General features: G+C 46.4%; 20 protein-coding genes. 8 read left to right on the forward strand and 12 right to left on the reverse strand.

The genetic code is table 11. The features are described 5' to 3' along the window. Positions 1 to 6 precede the first annotated feature (6 nt). Genes hemL through hemA form a run of 7 tightly spaced genes read right to left on the reverse strand, consistent with a single transcriptional unit; the run spans position 7 to position 7,203 of the window. Complete coding sequence (gene hemL, locus ACDQ55_RS08595; protein WP_420980960.1) at positions 7 to 1,293, reverse strand: glutamate-1-semialdehyde 2,1-aminomutase; 1,287 nt, start codon at positions 1,291 to 1,293, stop codon at positions 7 to 9. Between the two features lie 25 nt (positions 1,294 to 1,318). Beyond that, positions 1,319 to 2,290, reverse strand: coding sequence for a porphobilinogen synthase (gene hemB / locus ACDQ55_RS08600; protein ID WP_420980961.1), 972 nt, complete (start codon positions 2,288 to 2,290; stop codon positions 1,319 to 1,321). Positions 2,291 to 2,318: 28 nt separating this feature from the next. Further along, positions 2,319 to 3,233: an oxygen-dependent coproporphyrinogen oxidase gene (gene hemF, locus ACDQ55_RS08605; RefSeq protein ID WP_420981295.1), complete on the reverse strand. Its 915-nt coding sequence runs from the start codon at positions 3,231 to 3,233 to the stop codon at positions 2,319 to 2,321. A 36-nt stretch (positions 3,234 to 3,269) separates the two neighbouring features. Then, on the reverse strand, positions 3,270 to 4,298 hold the full coding sequence (gene hemE, locus ACDQ55_RS08610) for a uroporphyrinogen decarboxylase (RefSeq protein ID WP_420980962.1): 1,029 nt from the start codon (positions 4,296 to 4,298) through the stop codon (positions 3,270 to 3,272). After that, on the reverse strand, positions 4,295 to 5,035 hold the full coding sequence (locus ACDQ55_RS08615) for a uroporphyrinogen-III synthase (RefSeq protein WP_420980963.1): 741 nt from the start codon (positions 5,033 to 5,035) through the stop codon (positions 4,295 to 4,297). Before ACDQ55_RS08615 ends, hemE begins: the two co-directional genes overlap by 4 nt. Further along, positions 5,025 to 5,945: a hydroxymethylbilane synthase gene (gene hemC, locus ACDQ55_RS08620; protein ID WP_420980964.1), complete on the reverse strand. Its 921-nt coding sequence runs from the start codon at positions 5,943 to 5,945 to the stop codon at positions 5,025 to 5,027. The genes ACDQ55_RS08615 and hemC overlap by 11 nt, the downstream gene beginning before the upstream one ends. 4 nt (positions 5,946 to 5,949) lie before the next feature. Then, the gene (hemA, locus tag ACDQ55_RS08625; protein ID WP_420980965.1) at positions 5,950 to 7,203 is read right to left on the reverse strand and encodes a glutamyl-tRNA reductase; all 1,254 of its coding nucleotides are present in this window, start codon (positions 7,201 to 7,203) and stop codon (positions 5,950 to 5,952) included. Between the two features lie 207 nt (positions 7,204 to 7,410). Here hemA and hemH point away from each other — a divergent pair, with 207 nt between their 5' ends. The 7 genes from hemH (at position 7,411) to ACDQ55_RS08660 (ending at position 15,575) form a co-directional block, all read left to right on the forward strand. Next, positions 7,411 to 8,460, forward strand: a complete 1,050-nt coding sequence (hemH, locus tag ACDQ55_RS08630; protein WP_420980966.1) for a ferrochelatase — start codon at positions 7,411 to 7,413, stop codon at positions 8,458 to 8,460. A 7-nt stretch (positions 8,461 to 8,467) separates the two neighbouring features. Next, complete coding sequence (gene hemG / locus ACDQ55_RS08635; protein WP_420980967.1) at positions 8,468 to 9,817, forward strand: protoporphyrinogen oxidase; 1,350 nt, start codon at positions 8,468 to 8,470, stop codon at positions 9,815 to 9,817. A gap of 71 nt (positions 9,818 to 9,888) precedes the next feature. Then, positions 9,889 to 11,019: a Re/Si-specific NAD(P)(+) transhydrogenase subunit alpha gene (locus tag ACDQ55_RS08640; RefSeq protein ID WP_420980968.1), complete on the forward strand. Its 1,131-nt coding sequence runs from the start codon at positions 9,889 to 9,891 to the stop codon at positions 11,017 to 11,019. A gap of 30 nt (positions 11,020 to 11,049) precedes the next feature. Continuing rightward, entirely contained in the window at positions 11,050 to 11,358 is a 309-nt protein-coding gene (locus tag ACDQ55_RS08645; protein WP_420980969.1) for an NAD(P) transhydrogenase subunit alpha, read from the forward strand. Between the two features lie 68 nt (positions 11,359 to 11,426). After that, positions 11,427 to 12,866 carry an NAD(P)(+) transhydrogenase (Re/Si-specific) subunit beta gene (locus tag ACDQ55_RS08650; RefSeq protein ID WP_420980970.1) on the forward strand — a complete coding sequence of 480 codons (1,440 nt, stop codon included), beginning with the start codon at positions 11,427 to 11,429 and terminating at the stop codon, positions 12,864 to 12,866. Between the two features lie 65 nt (positions 12,867 to 12,931). After that, the gene (locus ACDQ55_RS08655) at positions 12,932 to 14,335 is read left to right on the forward strand and encodes a methyltransferase RsmF C-terminal domain-like protein (RefSeq protein ID WP_420980971.1); all 1,404 of its coding nucleotides are present in this window, start codon (positions 12,932 to 12,934) and stop codon (positions 14,333 to 14,335) included. Positions 14,336 to 14,612: 277 nt separating this feature from the next. Next, positions 14,613 to 15,575 (forward strand): LysM peptidoglycan-binding domain-containing protein, encoded by a 963-nt coding sequence (locus tag ACDQ55_RS08660; RefSeq protein WP_420980972.1) that lies wholly within the window; start codon positions 14,613 to 14,615, stop codon positions 15,573 to 15,575. 108 nt (positions 15,576 to 15,683) lie between these two features. Here ACDQ55_RS08660 and fmt read toward each other — a convergent pair whose 3' ends face one another. Then, positions 15,684 to 16,613, reverse strand: a complete 930-nt coding sequence (gene fmt, locus ACDQ55_RS08665; protein ID WP_420980973.1) for a methionyl-tRNA formyltransferase — start codon at positions 16,611 to 16,613, stop codon at positions 15,684 to 15,686. Between the two features lie 103 nt (positions 16,614 to 16,716). Next, entirely contained in the window at positions 16,717 to 17,883 is a 1,167-nt protein-coding gene (locus ACDQ55_RS08670; RefSeq protein ID WP_420980974.1) for an exo-beta-N-acetylmuramidase NamZ domain-containing protein, read from the reverse strand. Positions 17,884 to 17,985: 102 nt separating this feature from the next. Here ACDQ55_RS08670 and ACDQ55_RS08675 point away from each other — a divergent pair, with 102 nt between their 5' ends. Next, entirely contained in the window at positions 17,986 to 18,414 is a 429-nt protein-coding gene (locus tag ACDQ55_RS08675) for an FKBP-type peptidyl-prolyl cis-trans isomerase (RefSeq protein WP_420980975.1), read from the forward strand. Positions 18,415 to 18,474: 60 nt separating this feature from the next. On the opposite strand, the gene ACDQ55_RS08680 is transcribed toward ACDQ55_RS08675, so the two are convergent. Genes ACDQ55_RS08680 through metE form a run of 3 tightly spaced genes read right to left on the reverse strand, consistent with a single transcriptional unit; the run spans position 18,475 to position 21,412 of the window. Beyond that, positions 18,475 to 18,864, reverse strand: a complete 390-nt coding sequence (locus ACDQ55_RS08680; RefSeq protein ID WP_420980976.1) for an acyl-CoA thioesterase — start codon at positions 18,862 to 18,864, stop codon at positions 18,475 to 18,477. A 6-nt stretch (positions 18,865 to 18,870) separates the two neighbouring features. Continuing rightward, a complete protein-coding gene (locus tag ACDQ55_RS08685; RefSeq protein WP_420980977.1) occupies positions 18,871 to 19,080 on the reverse strand; it encodes a cysteine-rich CWC family protein in 210 nt (69 codons plus the stop codon). A 40-nt stretch (positions 19,081 to 19,120) separates the two neighbouring features. Then, on the reverse strand, positions 19,121 to 21,412 hold the full coding sequence (gene metE / locus ACDQ55_RS08690; RefSeq protein ID WP_420980978.1) for a 5-methyltetrahydropteroyltriglutamate--homocysteine S-methyltransferase: 2,292 nt from the start codon (positions 21,410 to 21,412) through the stop codon (positions 19,121 to 19,123). Positions 21,413 to 21,533: the final 121 nt, after the last annotated feature.

Below are 21,533 nucleotides of genomic sequence, written 5' to 3' on the forward strand. Positions count from 1 at the left end.
TGTTAACTATTTGATCGCCTGCATGGCGGATTTAGCAGCAGCAATGGTAGCGTCGAAGTCTTCGGTAGTGAGTGCATTGCTTATGAACCAGCTTTCGAAGGCAGATGGTGGAAGATATACGCCGCGTTCCAACATGGCGTGGAAGAAGCGTTTAAACAGTTCGTTGTTGGCACCGGAAGCGGATGCGAAATCCACGATCGGATATTCCGCGAAGTGAGCGCTCAGCATAGAGCCTATTTGGTTGATGCTGTGTACTATACCGGCAGCCCCGAATGCTTCTTTTAATCCATTTACCAGATAAGTGGCTTTTTCCTGCAATTGCTGATAGATAACAGGGTTGTCGTTCAGTGTTTGCAGCAGTGTATAGCCGGAGATCATAGCGATGGGATTACCGCTGAGGGTGCCCGCCTGGTATACTTTTCCGGCAGGGGCCAGGTGCTCCATAATATCTTTGGGCCCTGCCACCGCGCCAACTGGCATACCGGCGCCAATGATCTTACCAAAGGTAACCAGGTCGGCTTTGATACCCAGTAATTCCTGGGCGCCACCACGGGAAAGACGGAAGCCTGTCATTACTTCATCAAAAATCAGCAGTATATTATTTTCATCGCAGAGCCGACGTAATCCTTCCAGGAAGCCTGGCTGTGGCAGGATACAGCCCATATTGCCAGCCACTGGTTCTATGATGATCGCGGCGATTGCTTCTTTATGCTCCGCTATCAGTTGTTCTACAGCGGGTAAATTATTGTAAGGGGCAGTGAGCGTATCTTCAGCTACGGTGGCGGTTACACCGGGAACAGATTGTATACCCAGGGTGGCTACGCCGCTGCCGGCGCTTACCAGAAATGCATCTGCATGGCCATGGTAGCAACCTTCAAATTTAATAAACTTATTACGGCCGGTGTAGCCCCTGGCCAGCCGGATGGCGGTCATACAGGCTTCTGTACCGGAATTTACCATGCGTATCATGTCGATATTGGGAACCATGCTTACGATGAGTTCCGCCATCTTTATTTCCAGCTCAGTAGGCGTGCCAAATGAAGTAGAGTAGGTGGCATATTCCTGAATGGCTTTTACCACGGGCTCATATGCGTGCCCAAGTATCATAGGGCCCCAGGAATTGATGTAGTCAATATATTGATTGCCGTCTACATCGTACATATAGGCGCCTTTAGCGCGTTGCATAAATACGGGGGTACCACCAACGCTCTTAAATGCACGTACGGGAGAGTTCACACCACCTGGAATGACCTCCTTTGCTTTCCCGAATAACATTTCACTTTTGCTGTACATCCTGGATGATTTAGAAATTTGAAGATTAAATATTCAGCAATTTTACGGCATCTTTTGCAAAGTAGGTAGCAATCAGATCCGCGCCTGCCCGTTTAATGCTGGTCATGCTTTCCAGTATGGCCTTGTTTTCATCGAGCCATCCTTTTTCTGCTGCCGCTTTAATCATGGCATATTCGCCGCTTACATGGTAGGCGCTAACGGGAACGGTAGTACGATCTTTAATGAGGCGTATAATATCCAGGTAGGCCATGGTTGGTTTCACCATTACGATATCGGCGCCTTCTTCAATGTCCATCAGTGTTTCTTTGATGGCTTCGCGGGAATTGGCATAGTCCATCTGATAAGTTTTTTTATCGCCGAATCCCGGAGCGGAGTCGAGTGCATCGCGGAAGGGGCCATAAAAACAGGAAGCATATTTGGCACTATAGGCCATGATGCCGGTATTGCTAAAGCCATTTTCTTCCAGGATATTGCGGATAGCGAGGATGCGGCCATCCATCATGTCGCTGGGCGCTACGAAATCTGCGCCTGCCTGTGCATGGCTCAGGCTCATGCGTGCCAGTACTTCTACGGTAGGATCATTCACGATTTCGGTACCCGCTACAATGCCATCGTGGCCATAGGAAGAGTAAGGGTCCAGGGCTACATCGGTCATTACTACTATACCGGGAATAGCCTCTTTAATAGCGCGGATGCTGCGTTGCATTAATCCATTAGGATTAACAGCTTCCGTGCCTTTATTATCTTTTACGCTGTCGGGCGCTTTTACAAACAGTAAAACACTTTTAATACCCAGGCTCCAGAGCTCTTTGGCTTCTTTGATAGTAAGGTCGAGGGAGTACCTAAAATAACCTGGCATAGAGCTGATCTCTTCCTTCACATTTTCTCCTTCGGTTACAAATAACGGCGCTATGAAATCGCTCGGTGTTAATATTGTTTCCGCTACCATTGCACGGATGGCGGGAGATACCCTTAATATTCTGTTTCTTCTGATCATCGGTGTAAAAATTTTATGGTTATCCTGTTTATTTCGCCCATTCACGTGGTTGCAGGAACGTTTCCAGTTGTGCTTCGGGGCTGCCCGGAGTAGTATGGAAGTCATATTCCCAGCGGGCTACCGGTGGTAGGCTCATCAAAATAGACTCTGTACGTCCATTTGTTTTTAGGCCAAACAGGGTGCCCCTGTCGTGGATCAGGTTAAATTCTACATAACGTCCACGCCTATACATTTGCCATTCTTTATGGGCTTCGGTATAGGGTAGCGCTTTGTTTTTTTCCACAAGGGGAAGATAAGCTTGCAGGAAAGCATTGCCATTGGCCTGGGAGAAGCGGAGTAGGTCTGTTGCAGTCCAGTTTTCATTTGGGCGCAGGTAATCGTAGAAGATACCGCCTATGCCGCGTGCTTCGTTATTACGATGTTTATTCACAAAATATTCATCGCATTGTTTTTTATACTTTGGATATAGTGTTGTTCCAAAGGGATCGCAGGCATCTTTAAAGGTCTGGTGAAAATGGATGCCATCTTCTTCTTCAAGATAATAGGGAGTAAGGTCTGCACCGCCACCAAACCAGCTGTCTTTCAGCGTTCCGTCTTGTTCATACAATTCGAAATAGCGGAAATTGGCGTGTACGGTAGGCACAAAAGGGTTTAGCGGGTGCATTACAAGTGAGATGCCACAGGCCATAAAGCGGCTGTTAGTAACGCCGAACTGTTGCGCCATTACTTCTGGTAAGTCGCCATGTACAACAGACGTATTAACGCCGCCTTTTTCAAATACATTGCCATTGGCGATAACGCGTGATTTGCCACCGCCGCCGCCGGGGCGTTCCCAACGGTCTTCCCGGAACAAGGCTTTGCCGTCAGCTTTTTCAAATGCTGCACAGATGGTGTCTTGTAATCCGTGTATATATGTTATAAAGTCGTCTTTAATCATAGTTATCCATTTGTTAGCTGCCAGCAGCATTATCTGCTTTACTTATCCGTGTGCCTTTACTGTTTCCACAAATGCTTTGGCATGGTCTACCGGTACATTGGGTAATATGCCATGGCCCAGGTTAGCGATGTAACGCTGCCTGCCAAAGCCTTTCAGCATTTCTTTCACTGATTTTTCTATTTCAGGGATGGGCGCCAGTAATTTAGCCGGATCAAAATTGCCTTGCAGAGCGGTGTTGGGGCCGGCGAACTGGCGGGCCAGTTCTGGTTTAATGCACCAGTCTATACCCAGGCCATGTGCGCCGGTAGCGGCCATTTCTTCCAGGGCAAACCAGGCGCCTTTGGCAAATACGATTACCGGACAGATATCTTTCATCGCTGCTACGATCTGGCGGATATATTGTAAAGAGAATATTTCGAAATCTTGTGGACTGAGCAATCCGCCCCAGGAATCGAACACCTGTACGGTATCTGCGCCGGCGGCTACCTGTGCTTTCAGGTAGGCGATGGTGGTATCGGTGATCATTTGAAGTAGTTGATGGGCAACGGCCGGCTGCTGGTAACAGAAGGCTTTGGCCTCATCAAAGGTTTTAGAGCCTTTGCCTTGTACCATGTAACAAAGTAAGGTCCAGGGCGCTCCGCCGAAACCGATCAACGGTACGCGACCATCCAGTGTTTTTTTGGTGAGCGTTAATGCATCAAATACATAATGTAGCCGTTCGTGTACATCGGGAACGCATATACGTTGCAGGTCCTGGGCAGATTTAATAGGCTGTGGAAGCAGCGGGCCTACTTTTTCTACCAGTTGTACTTCGAGGCCCATCGCCTGAGGCACTACCAGTATATCAGAAAAAATAATAGCGGCATCTACTCCTACCTGGTCTACCGGCATCACAGTAATTTCTGTGGCCAGCTCCGGATTTTCGCAGCGCTCAAAAAAAGAATATTTATCACGCAATTTGATATAGTCCGGGAGATAGCGACCGGCCTGCCGCATCATCCATACGGGGGTACGGGATACAGTTTCTCCTTTAAGGGCCTTCAGCAATAAGTCGTTCTTCAATGCGCTCATTCGTAGCAATTAATGTTGTTAAAATAAAGTATAGCTGTTTTCACCGTGCTTGCTTTATCAGTGCCGGTGCTGATAATAATTTTATTGTTGGTATGTTCCCGGAGCGTAGCCGCTGTAGTTTCGCCTATGGCAAAGCAAATAGTTTTTGGGTCCAGTTGGTTGGCAGAAAGGTAACTTTTTACGCCACTGGGACTAAAAAACAGGATGCCATCGTAACTGGTAGCGGTTACCAGGGGAGCGGGAACGGTTTCGTAGATCACATGTTCATGGACGGTAACGCCTGCAGCCTGCAGCGTATCAGGTAATTCATCCCGCCTGATATTGCTGCAAAAAAATTCCACTTCACGTATGCCCAGGGCAATAATGGCCAGGGCGAGGTTTTGTCCGTAAGGCGCTTCGGCGAGGATACTGCATCCAGGAAATGCTTTTTCCGCTTCCTGCCTGGTTTTACCGGAAATGCAACAGATACGTTGGCCGCCTGGCTCAAACCTGTGTATGTACTGGTTGGTATAATGTTGTTGTAATACTTTAATGGCCTGGGCGCTGGTAAATACGAGCACTTTATCTTCGTGAAAAACCCGGTGCATATTTTCTATGCCCATGAGGCTTTCATCCGGAAGGTGTTTGATCTGTATAAGTTCCTTTACATCTATGCGTATGGCACTTTCGCCGGCCAATGCCATGAGGCTGTCGGGTATAGTGCTGGTACATAATATGCGGAATTTATCATTTGACATTTCTGATCTGTGCTACAATTTCGGCGCCGCCCTGCGCCATGATATCTTGTGCGGCTTCCTGACCAAGGTGTGTTGCCTGATCCAGCGGTACTTCGCGGGAAACGGAGAAGAGCTGCGTGCCATCGAGGCTGCATAGCTCACCTTTAAAGAGCACGGTGTTGTGTTCAATATAAGCGTATGCACTGATGGGGGTGGTGCAGCCTCCCATCAGGGTGCGCAGGAATTCGCGTTCTATATGTGTGGCCAGTGCTGTTGCTGCATGGTTGAAGGAAGCGCAGGCTTCCAGGCAGAAGGTGTCATTGTCTCTGCAAACCGCTACTACAGCGCCTTGTGCAGGGGCAGGCAGCATCCAGTCGAGCTCAATGGAAGTTGCCGGGCGAACGTGTATGCGCTCTAATCCGGCAGCGGCAAAGATAGCGCCATCCCAGTTTTCGGCAGCGAGTTTTTGCAGGCGGGTATTTACGTTACCCCGGAGATTATGGAGTTGATGCTCCGGATATTTGCGCAGCCACTGGGCTTTACGACGCACACTGCTGGTGGCAATGTTGGCAATGTATCCGGGTTGTTCCAGAAAATCCGTATTGTTTTTATATACCAGCAGATCTGTTACCGGTCCGCGTTGCAGGATAGCGGCATGTGTGATCTGTTGTGGCAGTTGCGTAGGAACGTCTTTGAAAGAATGAACGGCAACGTCTATACGGTTATTGAGCAGCGCCAGATCCAGGCTTTTGGTGAAGATGCCTTGTACACCTATTTCGTACAGTGGCGTAACCAGGTCTATATCGCCTTCGCTTTTAATGGGTACCAGCTCGGTGCGGTAACCTTGTGCGGTGAGTAGATCATTTACCTGGTGCGCCTGCCACAAGGCCAGCTGACTATCTCTTGTGCCTATCCTGATAACTTTATCCATTGTTTTATTCCTGGTTAACACCTGTCTCAAAAATATCGTTGATCATAGCAATGTACTGGTCACTTTTGTCTGTTTCCTTGCGTACTTTACCTGCCATGAGATTAATCATTTTTTGTATGATGCGGGAGGATACCAACTCTATATCTTCCAGTTTGTAATGATCTCCGTTTTTTTGTTGTTGTATTTCGCGGGTATGAATTTCCTGTAGTTTATCTTTCACTGCTTTGAGCACTACTGCATGCTTACGCATCTTATACCAGTAGAGGAATTCTTCCATATGCTCTTCAATAATAGCGAGTGCTTTAGGTACTTCTCCCAGTCTGTTCTGCAGGGTTTCATCCTGTACTTTGGAGAGTTCATCTACATTCACCAATTGTATATGTGACAGTTCGCCTACAGCGGTTTCCACATTAAACGGTATGGAGAGGTCGACGATCAGTTTGGGAGAGGAGTGATGCAGATGTTCGGCCAGTACAGTAGGTTGTGGCGCATTAGACGCTACCAATACCACATCGGCTTGTTGTATTTCACTGACCATATTTTCATAGGGTGCATATCTTAACCCATGCTGATCGGCGAAATCGGCGGCTACTTGTGTGGTCCGGTTAATAAGGGTGATCTCTTTGGCGCCTAAGTATTCGATCATATTTTTACAGGTGTTGCGGCCTATTTTGCCTACACCCAGTAATACGATCTTTTTATTTTTAATATCAGGACAAAGGCGTTCCAGCATGCGCACAGTGGCAAATGCTACAGACACGGTGCCTTTACTCAGCCCCGTTTCTGTTTTAATTAATTTGGAAACCTGGAATACGCTGTTTACAAGTCTCTCCAGGAAACTGCCCAAGTTTTGGTGTTCCTTGGCAAACCTGGTGGCATTGCGTATTTGGCCAATGATCTCATAATCGCCTAGTATCTGTGAATCAAGACCTGTACCTACTTGGTAAAGGTGCCTGATCGCTTCTTCTCCGGATTTAACGTATGCCAATTCTTCCAGCTGACTGATGTCGCCATGGGATTCCCTGTACAGCAATTCAATGAGCTGCTTGGGAGTAGCTGCAAATCCATATACTTCCGTTCTGTTACACGTAGAGAGTACAAAGAGATCGTTTAATTGTACTCTTCTGGCATGCTCCAGGAGTTGTTCATATTGAGCCTGGTTAATGGCGTATAACCCCCTGATAGCAGCGTCTGTTTTCTTATAGTTGATGCCAACGATATGAAAATTTGCTATTTCTTTTGAATGACTGACCTGCATGTTTTTGTATAAGCTTCCGGTTGCAAAAGTACTTTCATACGTCCCAAACAAAAGGCTTTAAGCTGTCATTAGTGTGTCATTTCTACTACTGGTAACCATTGCGATGAAAAAATGATTTTTATCAGGTTTTTCCTTTACAATCGGATGACATTGTAAGGGCTTTCAGCTTTATTTGCTTTTACTTACTTTTGCTGCAATTTAGAGAAAATGGTTTCAAAATCTGATGTTGGAATAGTATTGATGAACCTTGGATCGCCGGATTCAACGGATGTAGCGGATGTAAAGCGTTATCTGATAGAGTTTCTGATGGATAAACGTGTGATCGATTACCCCTGGTTGTTCCGTAAAATATTGATCGAAGGTATCATTGTACCTAAGCGTGCGGCAAAATCAGCTGAGGCCTATGCATCTATTTGGTGGGAAGAAGGTTCCCCGTTGATCGCACTTACGAAACAATTACAGAAGGCGGTACAAAACGATATGGAGATACCGGTGGAGATAGCCATGAGGTACGGTAATCCAAGTCCTGAAGAGGCTTACAACAATCTGTTGAAACAACATCCCCAATTGAAGGAAGTAGTGGTATTGCCTTTGTATCCGCATTATGCCATGTCGTCTTATGAAACAGCGGTAGAATATGCAAAGGAAGTTTACCGCAAGAAGAAATATAAATTTAAACTCTCTATCATACCGCCGTTTTACGACGAGCCGGAATATATCAACGCGTTGGCGGAAAGTATGCGCCCATATGTGCAACAGGATCATGACTATGTGTTATTCAGCTATCATGGCCTGCCAGAACGGCACATCTATAAAGGAGATCCTACCGGTGCGCATTGTATGAAAGTGAATGATTGTTGTCATGTAACATCTCCTGCACACCAGTATTGTTACCGGCACCAGGTATTTATTACTGCAGAACTGGTAGCAGAGAAGCTGGGACTGCCAAGGGAAAAATGGGGCGTTTCTTTTCAATCGAGGTTAGGCCGTGAAGAATGGATGAAGCCCTATACTGCCAATGTGTTGGAAACCCTGCCTTCAACCGGGAAAAAGAAACTGTTAGTGGTTTGTCCTGCTTTTGTTGCGGATTGTCTGGAAACATTGGAAGAAATAGGCATGGAAGGAAAGCATTCTTTTTTGAACAGCGGTGGAGAATCATTTACGATGATTCCTTGTCTGAATATACATCCCCTGTGGGTAAAGGCTGTTGTAAGTTATTGTACGCAGGTAATCGAAAAAACATCAACAATAGTTTAGTTTTTATATGTCCGAACAACCCGTATTGATTGTTGGCGCCGGCATAGCCGGGCTGAGTATTGCGTATGAACTGCAAAATCGTAAGGTACCCTACCTATTGCTGGAGGAATCGGATCATACGGGCGGCGTAATGAAATCTATACAGGAAGCAGGGTATACCCTCGATGCAGGCGCTAATACTATTGCTGCCTCCCCGGAAGTGCTGGCATTATTTCATGAACTGGGCCTGGACAATGCAATTATGCCCGCTGCTGCTGCCAGCAAAAACAGGTTTCTGGTAAGGAACAACCAGTTGCACGGCGTATCGCCGCATCCCTTTAAAATTATGGCTTCTCCCTATATCAGCAGTGGCAGTAAATGGCGTTTGTTCACCGAACGTTTCAGAAAGCCGGCGTCAGTATCTGGGGAAGAAACGGTGAGTGATTTTGTAACGAGACGGTTTAACCGGGAAATAGCAGATTACGTATTTGATCCAGTGTTATCCGGTATCTATGCAGGTAACCTGGATAAAATGAGCGTAGCGGAAGTATTGCCTGTTTTGCCACGTTGGGAAAAGGAATACGGCAGTGTTACAAAAGGGCTTATGAAAGACAAAGGCGCTATGGGAGGCCGTAAAATCATTAGTTTCAAAGGCGGTAACCAAGTGCTTACCAACCGCTTGCAACAACTTCTCACCACTCCTGTACGGTTTAACTGTAAGGTAACGGGCATTAGTACCGTTGCCGGTGGCTATATGGTGAACGCGGTGGAAAATGGCAGCTCCTCCAATTTCCTGGCCAGCAAGGTTGTGCTGGCTACCCCAGCATATAGCACTGCAGCAACTATTGCTGCTTTGGATGCAGGTACTGCTGCTTTATTGCAAGCAATACACTATCCCCGGATGGGTGTATTGCATTTGGGCTTTGATGCCGCTGCGCTGCCCAAACCGCTGGATGGTTTCGGATTCCTTGTGCCGCATGCGGAAAACATGCATTTTCTGGGAGCTATTTGTAATTCAGCTATTTTCCCCGATAAAGCTCCGGCAGGAAAAGTATTGTTCACCGTTTTCCTGGGAGGCGCCCGCCAAGAACAACTGTTCAACAAGATGAGCCCTGAAGCCTTGCAACAGCAAGTGGTATCAGAGATCCGCTCGCTGCTGCAATTGTCTGCTCCGCCAGAACTGCAGCGGTTTAGCAGTTGGGAACGGGCGATCCCGCAGTTTAATATTGGTCATGCTAAACTGCGTTCCGCCGTATCTGTCTTCGAAAAGAATTATCCAGGTATATTCATTGCCGGTAATTATCTGCAAGGCGTAGCTATTCCGGCTTTGTTACAGCATGCGGGTACCATGGCGGAAAAACTGCTGGCTGCCGGCTGATCAAAAAATATTCAATAAAATACTTTCCAGTTGCTCTTTTTTCGTTAAATTCCATTATAAATTTCCACCAGATGATTGCAGGAATTTTAAAGGAAAAGAACGGCGAAACTAGGGTATCGCTGACCCCCGAAGTAGTAAAACAACTGCAGCAACTGTCGGTAACCGTGTGGGTGGAGCAAGGGGCCGGAGACAGTGCCTTCTATAACGATGATGCTTATATGGAAGCGGGGGCGTTGGTAAAAGCGGCTGATACTATCCTTGCTGGCGCCGATATTATCTTTTCTCTGCAGCCTCCTTCCCGTACACTCATTGACCAGTTATCTCCCGGAAAAATTATTATCGGCATTTTGCAGCCTTTGTACCGGATGCCGGAAGTAGCCCATTGGGCTTCCCGTCAAATAACTGCTTTTAGCCTGGATACCATTCCCCGTACCACGCGCGCCCAAGGGATAGATGTATTAAGCTCCCAGGCCAATATTGCCGGCTACAAGGCTGTATTATTGGCAGCCTACCACTACAGCCGTTACCTGCCTATGTTAATGACGGCGGCAGGCAGCATTGCTCCTGCTAAAGTGTTGATCCTGGGTGCCGGGGTAGCTGGGTTACAGGCTATTGCCACGGCCCGCCGCTTGGGTGCTGTGGTGGAAGTATTTGATACCCGCCCGGCAGTAAAAGAAGAGGTGATGAGCCTGGGCGCCAAATTCGTAGAGGTGACTGGCGCAGCGGATGCTACTGCTGCCGGAGGCTATGCAGTAGAGCAGAGCGATAGTTATAAACAGCAGCAGCAACAACGTATTGCAGAAAGTATTGCCAAAGCGGATATCGTGATCACTACTGCGCAAATTCCCGGTAAAGCCGCTCCCATATTAGTTACCACCGATATGCTGGATCGTATGCGACCGGGCGCCGTGGTCGTAGACTTGGCCGCTGCCACCGGCGGCAATACCAGCGTTAGCAAGGATAACGCCACCACGCATTATAAAGGGGTGACCATCATCGGTAACTCTAATCTGCCCGCTGCCATGCCGGCGGATGCCAGCAAGTTGTATGCAAAAAATGTTTTTAATTTCCTGAAACTGATACTGACGAATAAAGGCGCCTTACACCTGGATTTTGAAGACGATATTGTAAAAGGCGCTTGTATCACCCATAATGGCGCTATCATGAACGACCGCGTGAAAAGCATGATGCAGCCTGCTTAGGAAGTTAGGATCGTAACATAACCCATTAACATGGAACATATTTTTTCTTTTCTTCATCAGCATATCGATCTGATCTATATTGTTATCCTGTCTGTTTTTTTAGGTGTAGAGGTGATTTCCAGGGTGCCTTCTGTGTTGCATACTCCGCTCATGAGCGGCGCTAATGCTATTCATGGAGTGGTGATCATCGGCGCTATTATCGTAATGGGCAAAGCAGAAGCAAACAATTACCTGGCCCTGATTATTGGTTTTCTGGCAGTGATCCTGGGAACGATTAATGTGGTAGGCGGTTTTGTAGTAACCGACCGGATGTTGGAGATGTTCAGGAAAAAGCGATAGCGCAGTTGTTTGCAGACCAATATTCATCAGCTTTTAACTACCATAGTTGAAAGCTAAAAGTTTCTACCATGGGTTCCAGTATTTTATCTATTATTTACCTGATCGGCTCTGTTACATTTGTACTTGGATTAAAGCTGCTGAGCAAGCCGGATACGGCTCGTAAAGGCAATCTGATAGCCGCTGGCGGCATGTTGCTAGCTATATTGGGCACTATTTTTTTATACCGTGTGGCAGATCAACCCCTGCACAACTATGGCTGGATATTTACCGGCTTATTGATAGGAACTGTGGTAGGTGTGTTATCTGCTAAAAAGGTAAAGATGACTGCTATGCCGGAAATGGTGAGCATGTTCAATGGAATGGGAGGCGCCTGTGCCGCCTTGATTGCGGTAGTAGAATTTAATCACCTCATTAACGCAATAACAGCGGATACAACGGCGGTTGCTATTGCTGCGGCCTATGTTGGCGGTAAGCTCCTGATTATTTTATTAAGCCTGGTAATTGGCGCAGTTTCGTTTGCCGGCAGTGTTATTGCCTGGGGGAAGTTGCGGGGGAAGATCAGCGACTTTTCTTTTAACGGGCAGCATTTGCTGAACCTGGGTGTATTAATGCTGATCGCTGGATTATCGGTTTGGCTGATAACAGGCAATATAGCAGCTACCACTGCTACAGTGGTTTTCAACAGTATTTTTTTACTGGCTTTGTTTTATGGGGTGCTTTTTGTACTGCCTATAGGCGGAGCCGATATGCCGGTAGTGATTTCCCTGCTGAATTCATTTACAGGTGTGGCGGCGGCCTGTGGTGGTTTTTTATATAATAACCCGGTGATGCTAACAGGTGGTATTCTGGTGGGATCTGCCGGTACGATTCTGACTATGCTGATGTGTAAGGCCATGAACCGTTCATTGAAGAACGTACTGATTGGTTCTTTTGGTAGTAGCAATAGGGTGGCTACTGCCGGTGGAAAGGAACAAGGCCACTATAAGGAGATCAGCCTGAATGATGCGGCAGTAGTGATGGCTTATGCCGGTAAAGTGATCATTGTACCCGGATATGGATTGGCCGTAGCGCAGGCACAACACGTATGTAGCGAGCTGGAAAGTTTTTTGGAAGAGCGGGGGGTAGAAGTGAAATATGCCATCCATCCGGTAGCCGGACGGATGCCAGGCCATATGAATGTATTATTGGCAGAAGCAGATGTAGCTTATGAAAAACTGCTGGAGATGGAAGCGGCTAATAATGAATTTGCCTCTACAGATGTAGTGTTGGTATTGGGCGCCAACGACGTGGTAAATCCATCCGCGAAAACAGATCCTGCCAGCCCTATTTATGGCATGCCTATACTGGAAGTAGAACAGGCAAAGGCCGTAATAGTGAACAAACGTAGCATGAAACCCGGATATGCCGGTATCGAAAATGATCTTTTCTTCCAGCCTAAAACATCGATGTTGTTCGGCGATGCCAAGAAGGTACTGCAAGACTTGCTGGTGGCTATTAAGGAGGCATAGATTCAATGGGTTAACAGTTTGTTGTTGAATCTACATTTTCATTTATTTTTGCGGAAAAATTTCTTTTGTCGTATCAATTACCAGCAGCGCTGCTTAACTCTTTAGCGGGATTGCCCGGATATAACCGGGAAACATTTGAACAAGTGCATATGGCCGCAGAAAAGATTACATCCTTGCGGTTAAATCCTGCCAAAACCGGTACGCCGGAAATTGCGCAAGAGGTGTTGCAATCTTTGTCTTCAAGCGGTGTAAGCAAAGTTCCCTGGAGTAGTGAAGGGTATTATTTACCTGCCAGGCCTTCTTTTACTTTTGATCCTTATTTCCACGCGGGCGCTTATTATGTGCAGGAAGCATCTTCGATGTTTCTGGAGCAGGCTGTGCGTGCTACCGTAGATCTTACAACACCTTTAAAGGTATTGGATCTTTGTGCTGCGCCTGGGGGAAAGTCTACTTTATTGCAATCATTGATCAGCCCGGATAGCCTGTTGGTAGCCAATGAGGTTATCAAGGCTAGGGCGGCTTTGTTGTCGGATAACATTACAAAGTGGGGCGCGGCCAACGTAGTGGTTACTAATAATGATCCGCGTGATTTTTCGAGGTTACCGGGATATTTCGATCTGGTGGTGGTAGATGCACCGTGCTCAGGATCGGGGTTATTCCGCCGCAATCCTGAGTTGATCGCCGAATGGTCGCCGGAAAATGTAACGCTCTGTAGCCAGCGCCAACAAAGGATTATGGCAGATGTATTGCCAGCGGTGAAGGAGAATGGTATCGTTATTTATTCTACCTGTTCTTTTTCTGCAGCAGAAGATGAAGAAATACTTGATTGGCTGGCAAGTCATTTCGAGTTAGAAAATATTATTGTTCCACTGGAAGAAAAATGGCATATCGTTACAACGGTAACGAATAAACGAAATTGTACAGGTTACCGTTTTTATCCCGACCAATTGAAGGGAGAAGGCTTTTTTATTGCTTGTTTCCGCAAGCGTAGTGGAGAATCTGTCCGCAATGGCAAAGCGCCTAAACCTACCCTGGCGAATGCAAAGCAGCGTGATGTAATGGCTCCCTGGACCAATGTACCTGCTGATTATCAGTATTGGCAGCACCAGGAAGAAATATTGCTTCTGCCGCCATTATTAGCTGCAGCTATGCCTTTCCTGCAGCAACAACTGTATATTCGCAAGGCTGGCGTAAAAGCTGGGCAGCCAGGGGCTAAAGAACTAATCCCGGATCATCAGCTGGCATTGAGCGGGTTGGTATCGGAACAACTGCCTGCTGTTTCGCTGGAGCTACCACAGGCGTTGCAATACCTGCGCAAGGAAGATCCGGGTATTGATACCCATGTGCGGGGTTGGGCGTTAGTAAAGTATAAAGGTATGAGCCTGGGTTGGGCGAAATTTTTGCCTAACCGTATGAATAATTATTATCCGAAAGAGTTGCGCATTCTCAAAGAAATTACTGGTTTATAAAGGATGATTGCAGCGGTTATCCCCTAACCTGTTAATTGATGAAATAACCTGCCAACGCGTATTTGCATATATAAGGCAGAAGGGTATTTTACACCTGCTGCCACAACAAAAAGGACATTTGTTCGTTTGGGGTATTAAATAAATTTGTCAATTTTAACACATATATTCGTTGCCGAAATAGCATAGGAAAAATTTCAGATTTTTGATATTGTAAGGGTGTAATACGGTTGTAATTACCCGAACAACTATCAGAACATCCATCATAAACAGAGTTAGTATGATAAAATCGATTCTATCAATCGTCATGTTTGGTTTTTCAGCGGGAGCAGTGCAAGCACAGGATACGCTGGAAGTACAAGGTACTTCACCCGCTCTCTTCATATCCCACATTGTTAAAAAAGGAGAGAATTTTTATAGTGTCAGCCGTGCATACGGCTTGCCGCCAAAAGAAATTGCCGCCGCTAACAAAGTGACTATGGATCAGGGATTACAACTAGGTTACCAGTTACATATTCCGCTTACTGCTGCCAACTTTTCACAGCATGCAGATGCCTCGGGTAAACCAGTGTATCATAAGGTAACTGAAAAAGAAACTTTATACCGGGTAAGTGTAAACTATAATAAAGTGCCGTTGGAGAATATCCGGCAATGGAATAGTTTGTCTGGTGATGGATTGAAAAAAGACAGCTACGTGATTATTGGCTTTATAAAAGCTGGTGGTACCGGTGAAGGAATATCCCACCCGGAAAGAGTAAAGGAAAAGCCTGCTCAACCCAGCGAGCCAGATGAAAATAACAACGTAGCCGCTGTGCCACCTCCGGCTCCGGTAAAGGAAACTGCTAAAAGGGAAACAGATCCGCGGCCCGTTGCAGAAGTAACAGAGCCATCTGCGCCTGCACCAGCTAAACCAGTCGCAGTAAATAATAATACCGACTTCGAACAATTGTATGCAGAGCAAACTAATAATGGTAAAAAAGCCGCTACTGAAAAAGGCCCTGGTACTTGGTTTAAAAGCAATGCTGCCGGGAAGTATTATGCCCTGCATAACACTGCTCCCCGCGGCACCATTATCAAAGTAACCAACCCGCTTAATGGTAAAGCTATATATGCAAAAGTGCTGGACGTTATTCCACAAATGAAAGCGAATGCTGGCTTGATCATTAAACTGAGCGATGGCGCTATGGAAGCGTTGGGCAGTAACGAAACCAGGTTTTATTGTGAGTTGAACTACGAGAATTAATTAAGTAGGTATATTTTTATCAGAACCCGTGTAAAACCTAAGTTTTACACGGGTTTTTTGTTAAAAGAGAAGTGTAGTAAGAAGAGATGCTGCCTGTTTGCGTTATGGTTAAACAAACCTATATCCTCTTAAAAAAGCGGTAATATCCATCTTTTTCTTTCCTTCCAATTGTATTTCGTCCAGGTAAAGGTATCCATCAGGAGCGGCTATTTTGATATAAGTCTTTTGATCGGTATCGAAATCGCCGGGAGCTTTGCCTGGGGTAGTATGTTCTTTATGTGCCTTATAGATCTTGAGGGTTTTGCCCTGAAAAACAGTCCAGGCAGCCGGGTAAGGGCTAAGGCCCCGTACCAGGTTGTAGATATTGTCTAAGGGGGTATGCCAGTTGATTTGGCAGGTTTCCTTGAATATTTTAGGCGCGTGTTTAATGGCTTCGGTGGGTATGTCTGCTTGTGGTGTTCCTTTTAGGTCACCGTTAGCAATGGCTTGTACAGTTTTGAGTAGTAAGGTTGCGCCCGTTTGCATTAAGGCATCATGTAATTCGCCGGCTGTTTCATCTTCCCGGATAGGTACCTCATCGCTGAAGAGGATATCGCCGGTATCTATTTCATGTTGCAGTTTGAAGGTAGTTACGCCAGATGCTTTTTCTCCATTGATAATAGCCCAGTTGATAGGCGCTGCACCCCTGTAGTGAGGCAGTAGGGATGCATGTACATTGATGGTGCCTTCAGGAGGCATATTCCATACTATTTCCGGCAACATGCGGAAGGCTACCACTACCTGGAGGTCTGCACGAAGCGCTTGTAATGCGGCGAGAAATTCCGGATTCTTTAATTTTTCCGGTTGTAATATCGGTAATCCTTTGTTAACGGCATAGCGCTTTACTGCGCTTTCCTGCAGCTGCAATCCACGGCCGGCGGGCTTATCCGGAGCGGTAATAACACCCACTACGTTAAAGCCATGTTGTACCAGTATATCCAGGGAGGCCACGGCGAAGTCGGGCGTGCCCATAAAAACAATACGGAGATCTTTCTTCATAACTGCAAAAGTAAATGTGATTTTTGTGATTTTGATGATTGTCCTGATGAGGAAAAATGCGTTTTTATAAGAAACAGCAATTGGCGCTCAGGATGATTTCACGTTAGTACAACAAATACTTTGCACGGATCACTTTAAATTTTGCGAGGCCTGGTTCCCAGCTTTTGCGGATATCCGCTTCTGACATGCCTTTAATGATTTGTTGTTGCAGCTGTGTATTACCGGCTAATTTGGTGAAGAAGGGTGTAAAGAATTTTTCTTTATCAGTATATAGATGATAGGCGTTGATCAGCCATTTCAGTTCAATTTTGCGGTTTTTATGTGGTATAGTTTCCGGTGCATTACTGAGATCAAATCCGTAGCATAATTGATCTTTCAGTACAGGTGTTGGGTTAGAGGCACTGGCACGGGGGGTAAAGGTAAAGTTCTGTTTAGGAAAGTAGGGTGTGCCATATAGCTGAAAAGGTTTGTCTGTACCCCGTCCCAGGCTGAGCGTAGTGCCTTCAAAGAGGCAAAGGGAGGGATAGAGGTTTACCGCTGCCATGTTGGGCAGGTTGGGGGAAGGCTTTATGGGCAGGCGGTAGTAGGTTTGATGGCTATAGTTTTCGCAGGGGATGATTTTGATGTTGCAATGTAAGCCTTTACTGAGCCAGCGCTCGCCGTTTAGCATGCTGGCATATTCACCTACAGTCATACCATGTACTACCGGGATGGGTTGCATGCCTATAAAGGAGTGGTAGGCGGTATCAAGTACAGGTCCGTCTACATAGTCGCCATTAGGATTGGGGCGATCCAGGATAACGAGTGTTTTTTTATTTTCTGCAGCAGATTCCATGAGTTCCTGCAGGGAGGAAATATAAGTAAAGAAGCGGGCGCCTACATCCTGTACATCGAAGAGGAGGATATCCACATCTTTAAGGTCATCGGCAGTGGCTTTACGATGTTGCCCATATAAGGAGATGATAGGAATGCCGGTAGCGGAATCAATGCTGTTGGCTACTTTTTCTCCATGTCCGGCAGTACCCCGGAAGCCGTGTTCCGGGCTGAATATCTTCTGTATTTTGACATGTAGTTTCAGTAGCGTATCTACCAGGTGGGTTTTGTCGATGGTGGCAGTTTGATTAACCATTAAAGCCACTCGCTTGTTTTTCAACAGGGGCAGATATCGCATTGTTTGTGTAGCACCAGGTAAAACATGGTCCGCATATTGTGCGGAAGTTTCAAAAAAGCATCCTGCCAACAGGATACAAAAAAGGATTATACGGTTCATTGCGTTAAGATACGCAAAGCTGTAATGACTGTATCAAAAAGTGGTGATTATAGCTGCTTTTTGTATCTTGCGTTAATTATTAACACTAAACAACTAATTATTATGCAAACTGTTAAAAACGGGGATACAGTGAAGGTGCATTACCATGGCCGTTTAACGAACGGGACTACTTTTGACTCTTCCGAAGGTAGAGCTCCGCTCGAATTCAAGGTAGGTGCCGGTATGGTTATCAAAGGTTTTGAGAATGGTGTGTTGGATATGCAGGTGGGCGATAAGAAAACCATTCAGATCCCTGTTGATCAGGCATATGGTCCCAAAAGTGAGGAAATGATCATCGATTTTCCAAAGGAAAACATGCCCGCTGATCTGAATCCAGAAATTGGTATGGAGCTGCAAATGAGCAATCCTCAGGGACAAGTGTTCCAAGTAAAAGTGGTAGCTATCACCGACGAATTCATCACCCTGGATGCTAACCACGCTTTAGCAGGTGAGGATCTCGTATTTGATCTTGAACTGGTTGAAATCGTTTAATATTTTTGACTGATTATTTTTATCCCGGTGATATCACTGGGATAAAAATAATCAGCTTTCCTATGCTATATTGATCTGCATAGGCTTTTTATGCTCATCTATCGCCACAAAGGTAAATGTACCGCTGATAGCCTTCTCCCGATGATTTTCGTACATCTGCTCCACGTATACGTTCACTTCTACCTTTAAACTGGTTTTTCCTACTTGTATCACTTCTCCCACTAATTCTATGATAGTGCCATGGGGAATAGGTTTAGTAAAATCGATCCTGTCCGACGATACCGTTACCGTACGCATTCTGGTGAATCGCGTAGCAGTTATGAATGCCACTTCGTCCATTAGTTTCATGGCTGTGCCACCAAATAAAGTATCGTAATGGTTCACCGTGTTTGGAAACACGGCTTTAAAAATCCTGGTCGTAGATTCTGCAACCCTTTGTTCGTAAGTCATAATTTTTTATTTAGAGGTATCCGGCAGTTGTTGGTAAGCTATTTTTAGCTGGCGTAAGCAATTGGCACATAAACATTCATTGTATTGTTGCCGGATGAAAGTGCGTTCTTCGTCTGTTAAAACAACGTTCTGGCATTGGCAGCGGAGAATAGTGCCCACGCGGCATTCGAAGGTTTGTTTACAACGCGGACAGGTTATTGTTTCATGACTCGCCATTTGTAAATTTACGGAACTATTGGCAAATAGCTGCTAACCGTTAGTGACTGGCAGTTAACCTCATGTGCCTCGCAGCTGTTACCATATTCCGTAGTGCCATTTCTGTTTCTGGCCATTGCCTGGTTTTAAGGCCACAGTCGGGGTTTACCCAAATACTGCGGGCGGGAAGCAGTTGTACCGCTTTTTGGAGCAGGGCTTCCATTTCAGCTACAGTGGGCACTCTCGGAGAATGGATGTCGTACACTCCGGGTCCGATTTCATTAGGATAGCGGAATTGCGCAAAAGCTTCCAGCAGTTCCATCTGCGACCGGGAAGTTTCGATGGTGATCACGTCTGCATCCATGGCGGCAATATGTTCGATAATATCATTGAATGCTGCGTAGCACATATGGGTGTGGATTTGTGTGGTGTCGCTTACTGTACTTACGGCCAGGCGGAAGGCTTTTACAGCTTGTTCCAGCCAGGTTGCGTGTGCTGCTTTGCGGAGCGGCAATCCCTCCCGTAGGGCAGGTTCATCTACCTGGATAACGGAAATGCCTGCATCTTCCAGGTCCTGTACTTCATCGCGTATAGCCAGTGCCAGTTGGAAGGCGGTATTCATACGGGGTTGGTCGTTGCGTACAAACGACCATTGCAGAATAGTAATAGGGCCAGTGAGCATGCCTTTTACGGGTTTGCTGGTAAGCGATTGTGCATAGCGGCTCCAGGTTACTGTCATAGGGCCGGGGCGTTGTACATCGCCAAAAATCACTGGCGGTTTCACGCAGCGGGTGCCATAGCTTTGCACCCATCCATTTTGGGTGAAGGCAAAGCCGTCTAGCTGTTCTCCAAAATATTCCACCATATCGTTCCGCTCAAACTCTCCATGTACCAGTACATCCAGTCCCAGGCTCTCTTGTTTATGGATGGTGGTGGTGATGGCGTTGCGGAGGTCTGCTTCATATGTTTCGGTAGTGATCAGGCCTTTTTTCAGATCTGCACGGAGCCGTCTGATCTCTGTAGTTTGCGGGAAAGAGCCGATTGTAGTGGTAGGAAATAAAGGTAGCTGCAATGCGGCATGCTGTAGTGGCTGCCGGAGTGCAAAGATGTTGTGGCGCTGCATATCTGCAGGCGTGATCTTTTCCAGGCGCGCTTTCACAGCCGGCCGGTGTATGATGCTGGCGATTTTACGGTTATCCATACTGTTTTCATTAGCTATTAACAGTTGATCGTTACCGGCTATAATTTCCTGTAATTCGCGGAGCTCTGCTACTTTTTGTTTAGCAAAAGCCATCCATTGGCGGATTTCTGGCTGCAGCCCGGTTTCCACTTCCAGGTCGTAGGGTACATGCAGCAAAGAACAGGAGGTGCCTAACATTAACCGGTGCCCGCCAGTTTGCTGCAGGGCTTTATTAATCAGGGCAAGGGAGGTAGCATGGTTGTTTTTCCAGATATTGCGGCCGTCTATTACGCCGAGTGATAATAATTTGTCTTCCGGAAGGGCTGCCAATACGGAGTCCAGTTGTTCGGGCGCACGTACCAGATCTATATGCAGCGCTTGTACCGGGAGTTGTACGGCCAGGGCAGTATTCTCTTCCAGGCCGCCGAAATAAGTGGTCAGTAATATCTTCAGGGCAGGTACTGCCTGGCTGATGGCATGATAGGTGGTGTGAAAGAGTTCCCTGGCTGTGGGGTCCAAGTCGGTAACAAGTATGGGCTCGTCGATTTGTACCCATTCAGCGCCGGCTTCCTGCAGGGAAGTCAGCAGTTGCAGGTACACCGGAAGCAATTGCTGTAGTACCTGTGAGGTAGTCAGGTGATTGTCTTTAATTTTCCCGCTCAGAATAAAAGTTACCAGGCCAGTTAATACCGGTTTAGTGGTAATACCCAGGCGACGGGCTTCCAGGAATTCTTCCACGCATTTAGGACGGTGGAGATGGTATTGTTGGACTATTTCAAATTCCGGTACGATGTAATGATAGTTGGTATCAAACCACTTAGTCATTTCCATGGCGGTAATATCGAAGTTGTTTTTCTGGTAGCCTCTGGCCATCGCGAAGTACAGCTCCAGGCATGTAGGATTGGCCAGAGTATCCTGCAGGGCTTTGAAGCGGGAAGGCACCACGCCAAGGGCGATGCTCATATCCAGTATCTGGTCGTAGAAAGAGAAATCGTTGGAGGGGATCAGGTCTATGCCGGCGGCCTGGAGAAAGGTCCAGTTTTCTTTCCGTAGTTCCCTGGCCGTAAGTTCCAGTCTTTCTAAGGAAATTTTTCCTGCCCAATATTGTTCGCAGGCTTTCTTCAGCTCTCTTTGGCTCCCTATCCTTGGGTAACCTGGAATGTTGGTAAGCATATATAGGATGTGTTTTATTCTTCACAAACCTATGATTATTGGTAATTTATAATACATATTGACTAAAATTTGGTTTTTTGTATTAGATAAAATGATTTTTATAGAATAAAATTCTTTTTTA

The sequence above is a fragment of the Chitinophaga sp. 30R24 genome, from assembly GCF_049056765.1.
Classification (GTDB): Bacteria; Bacteroidota; Bacteroidia; order Chitinophagales; family Chitinophagaceae; genus Chitinophaga.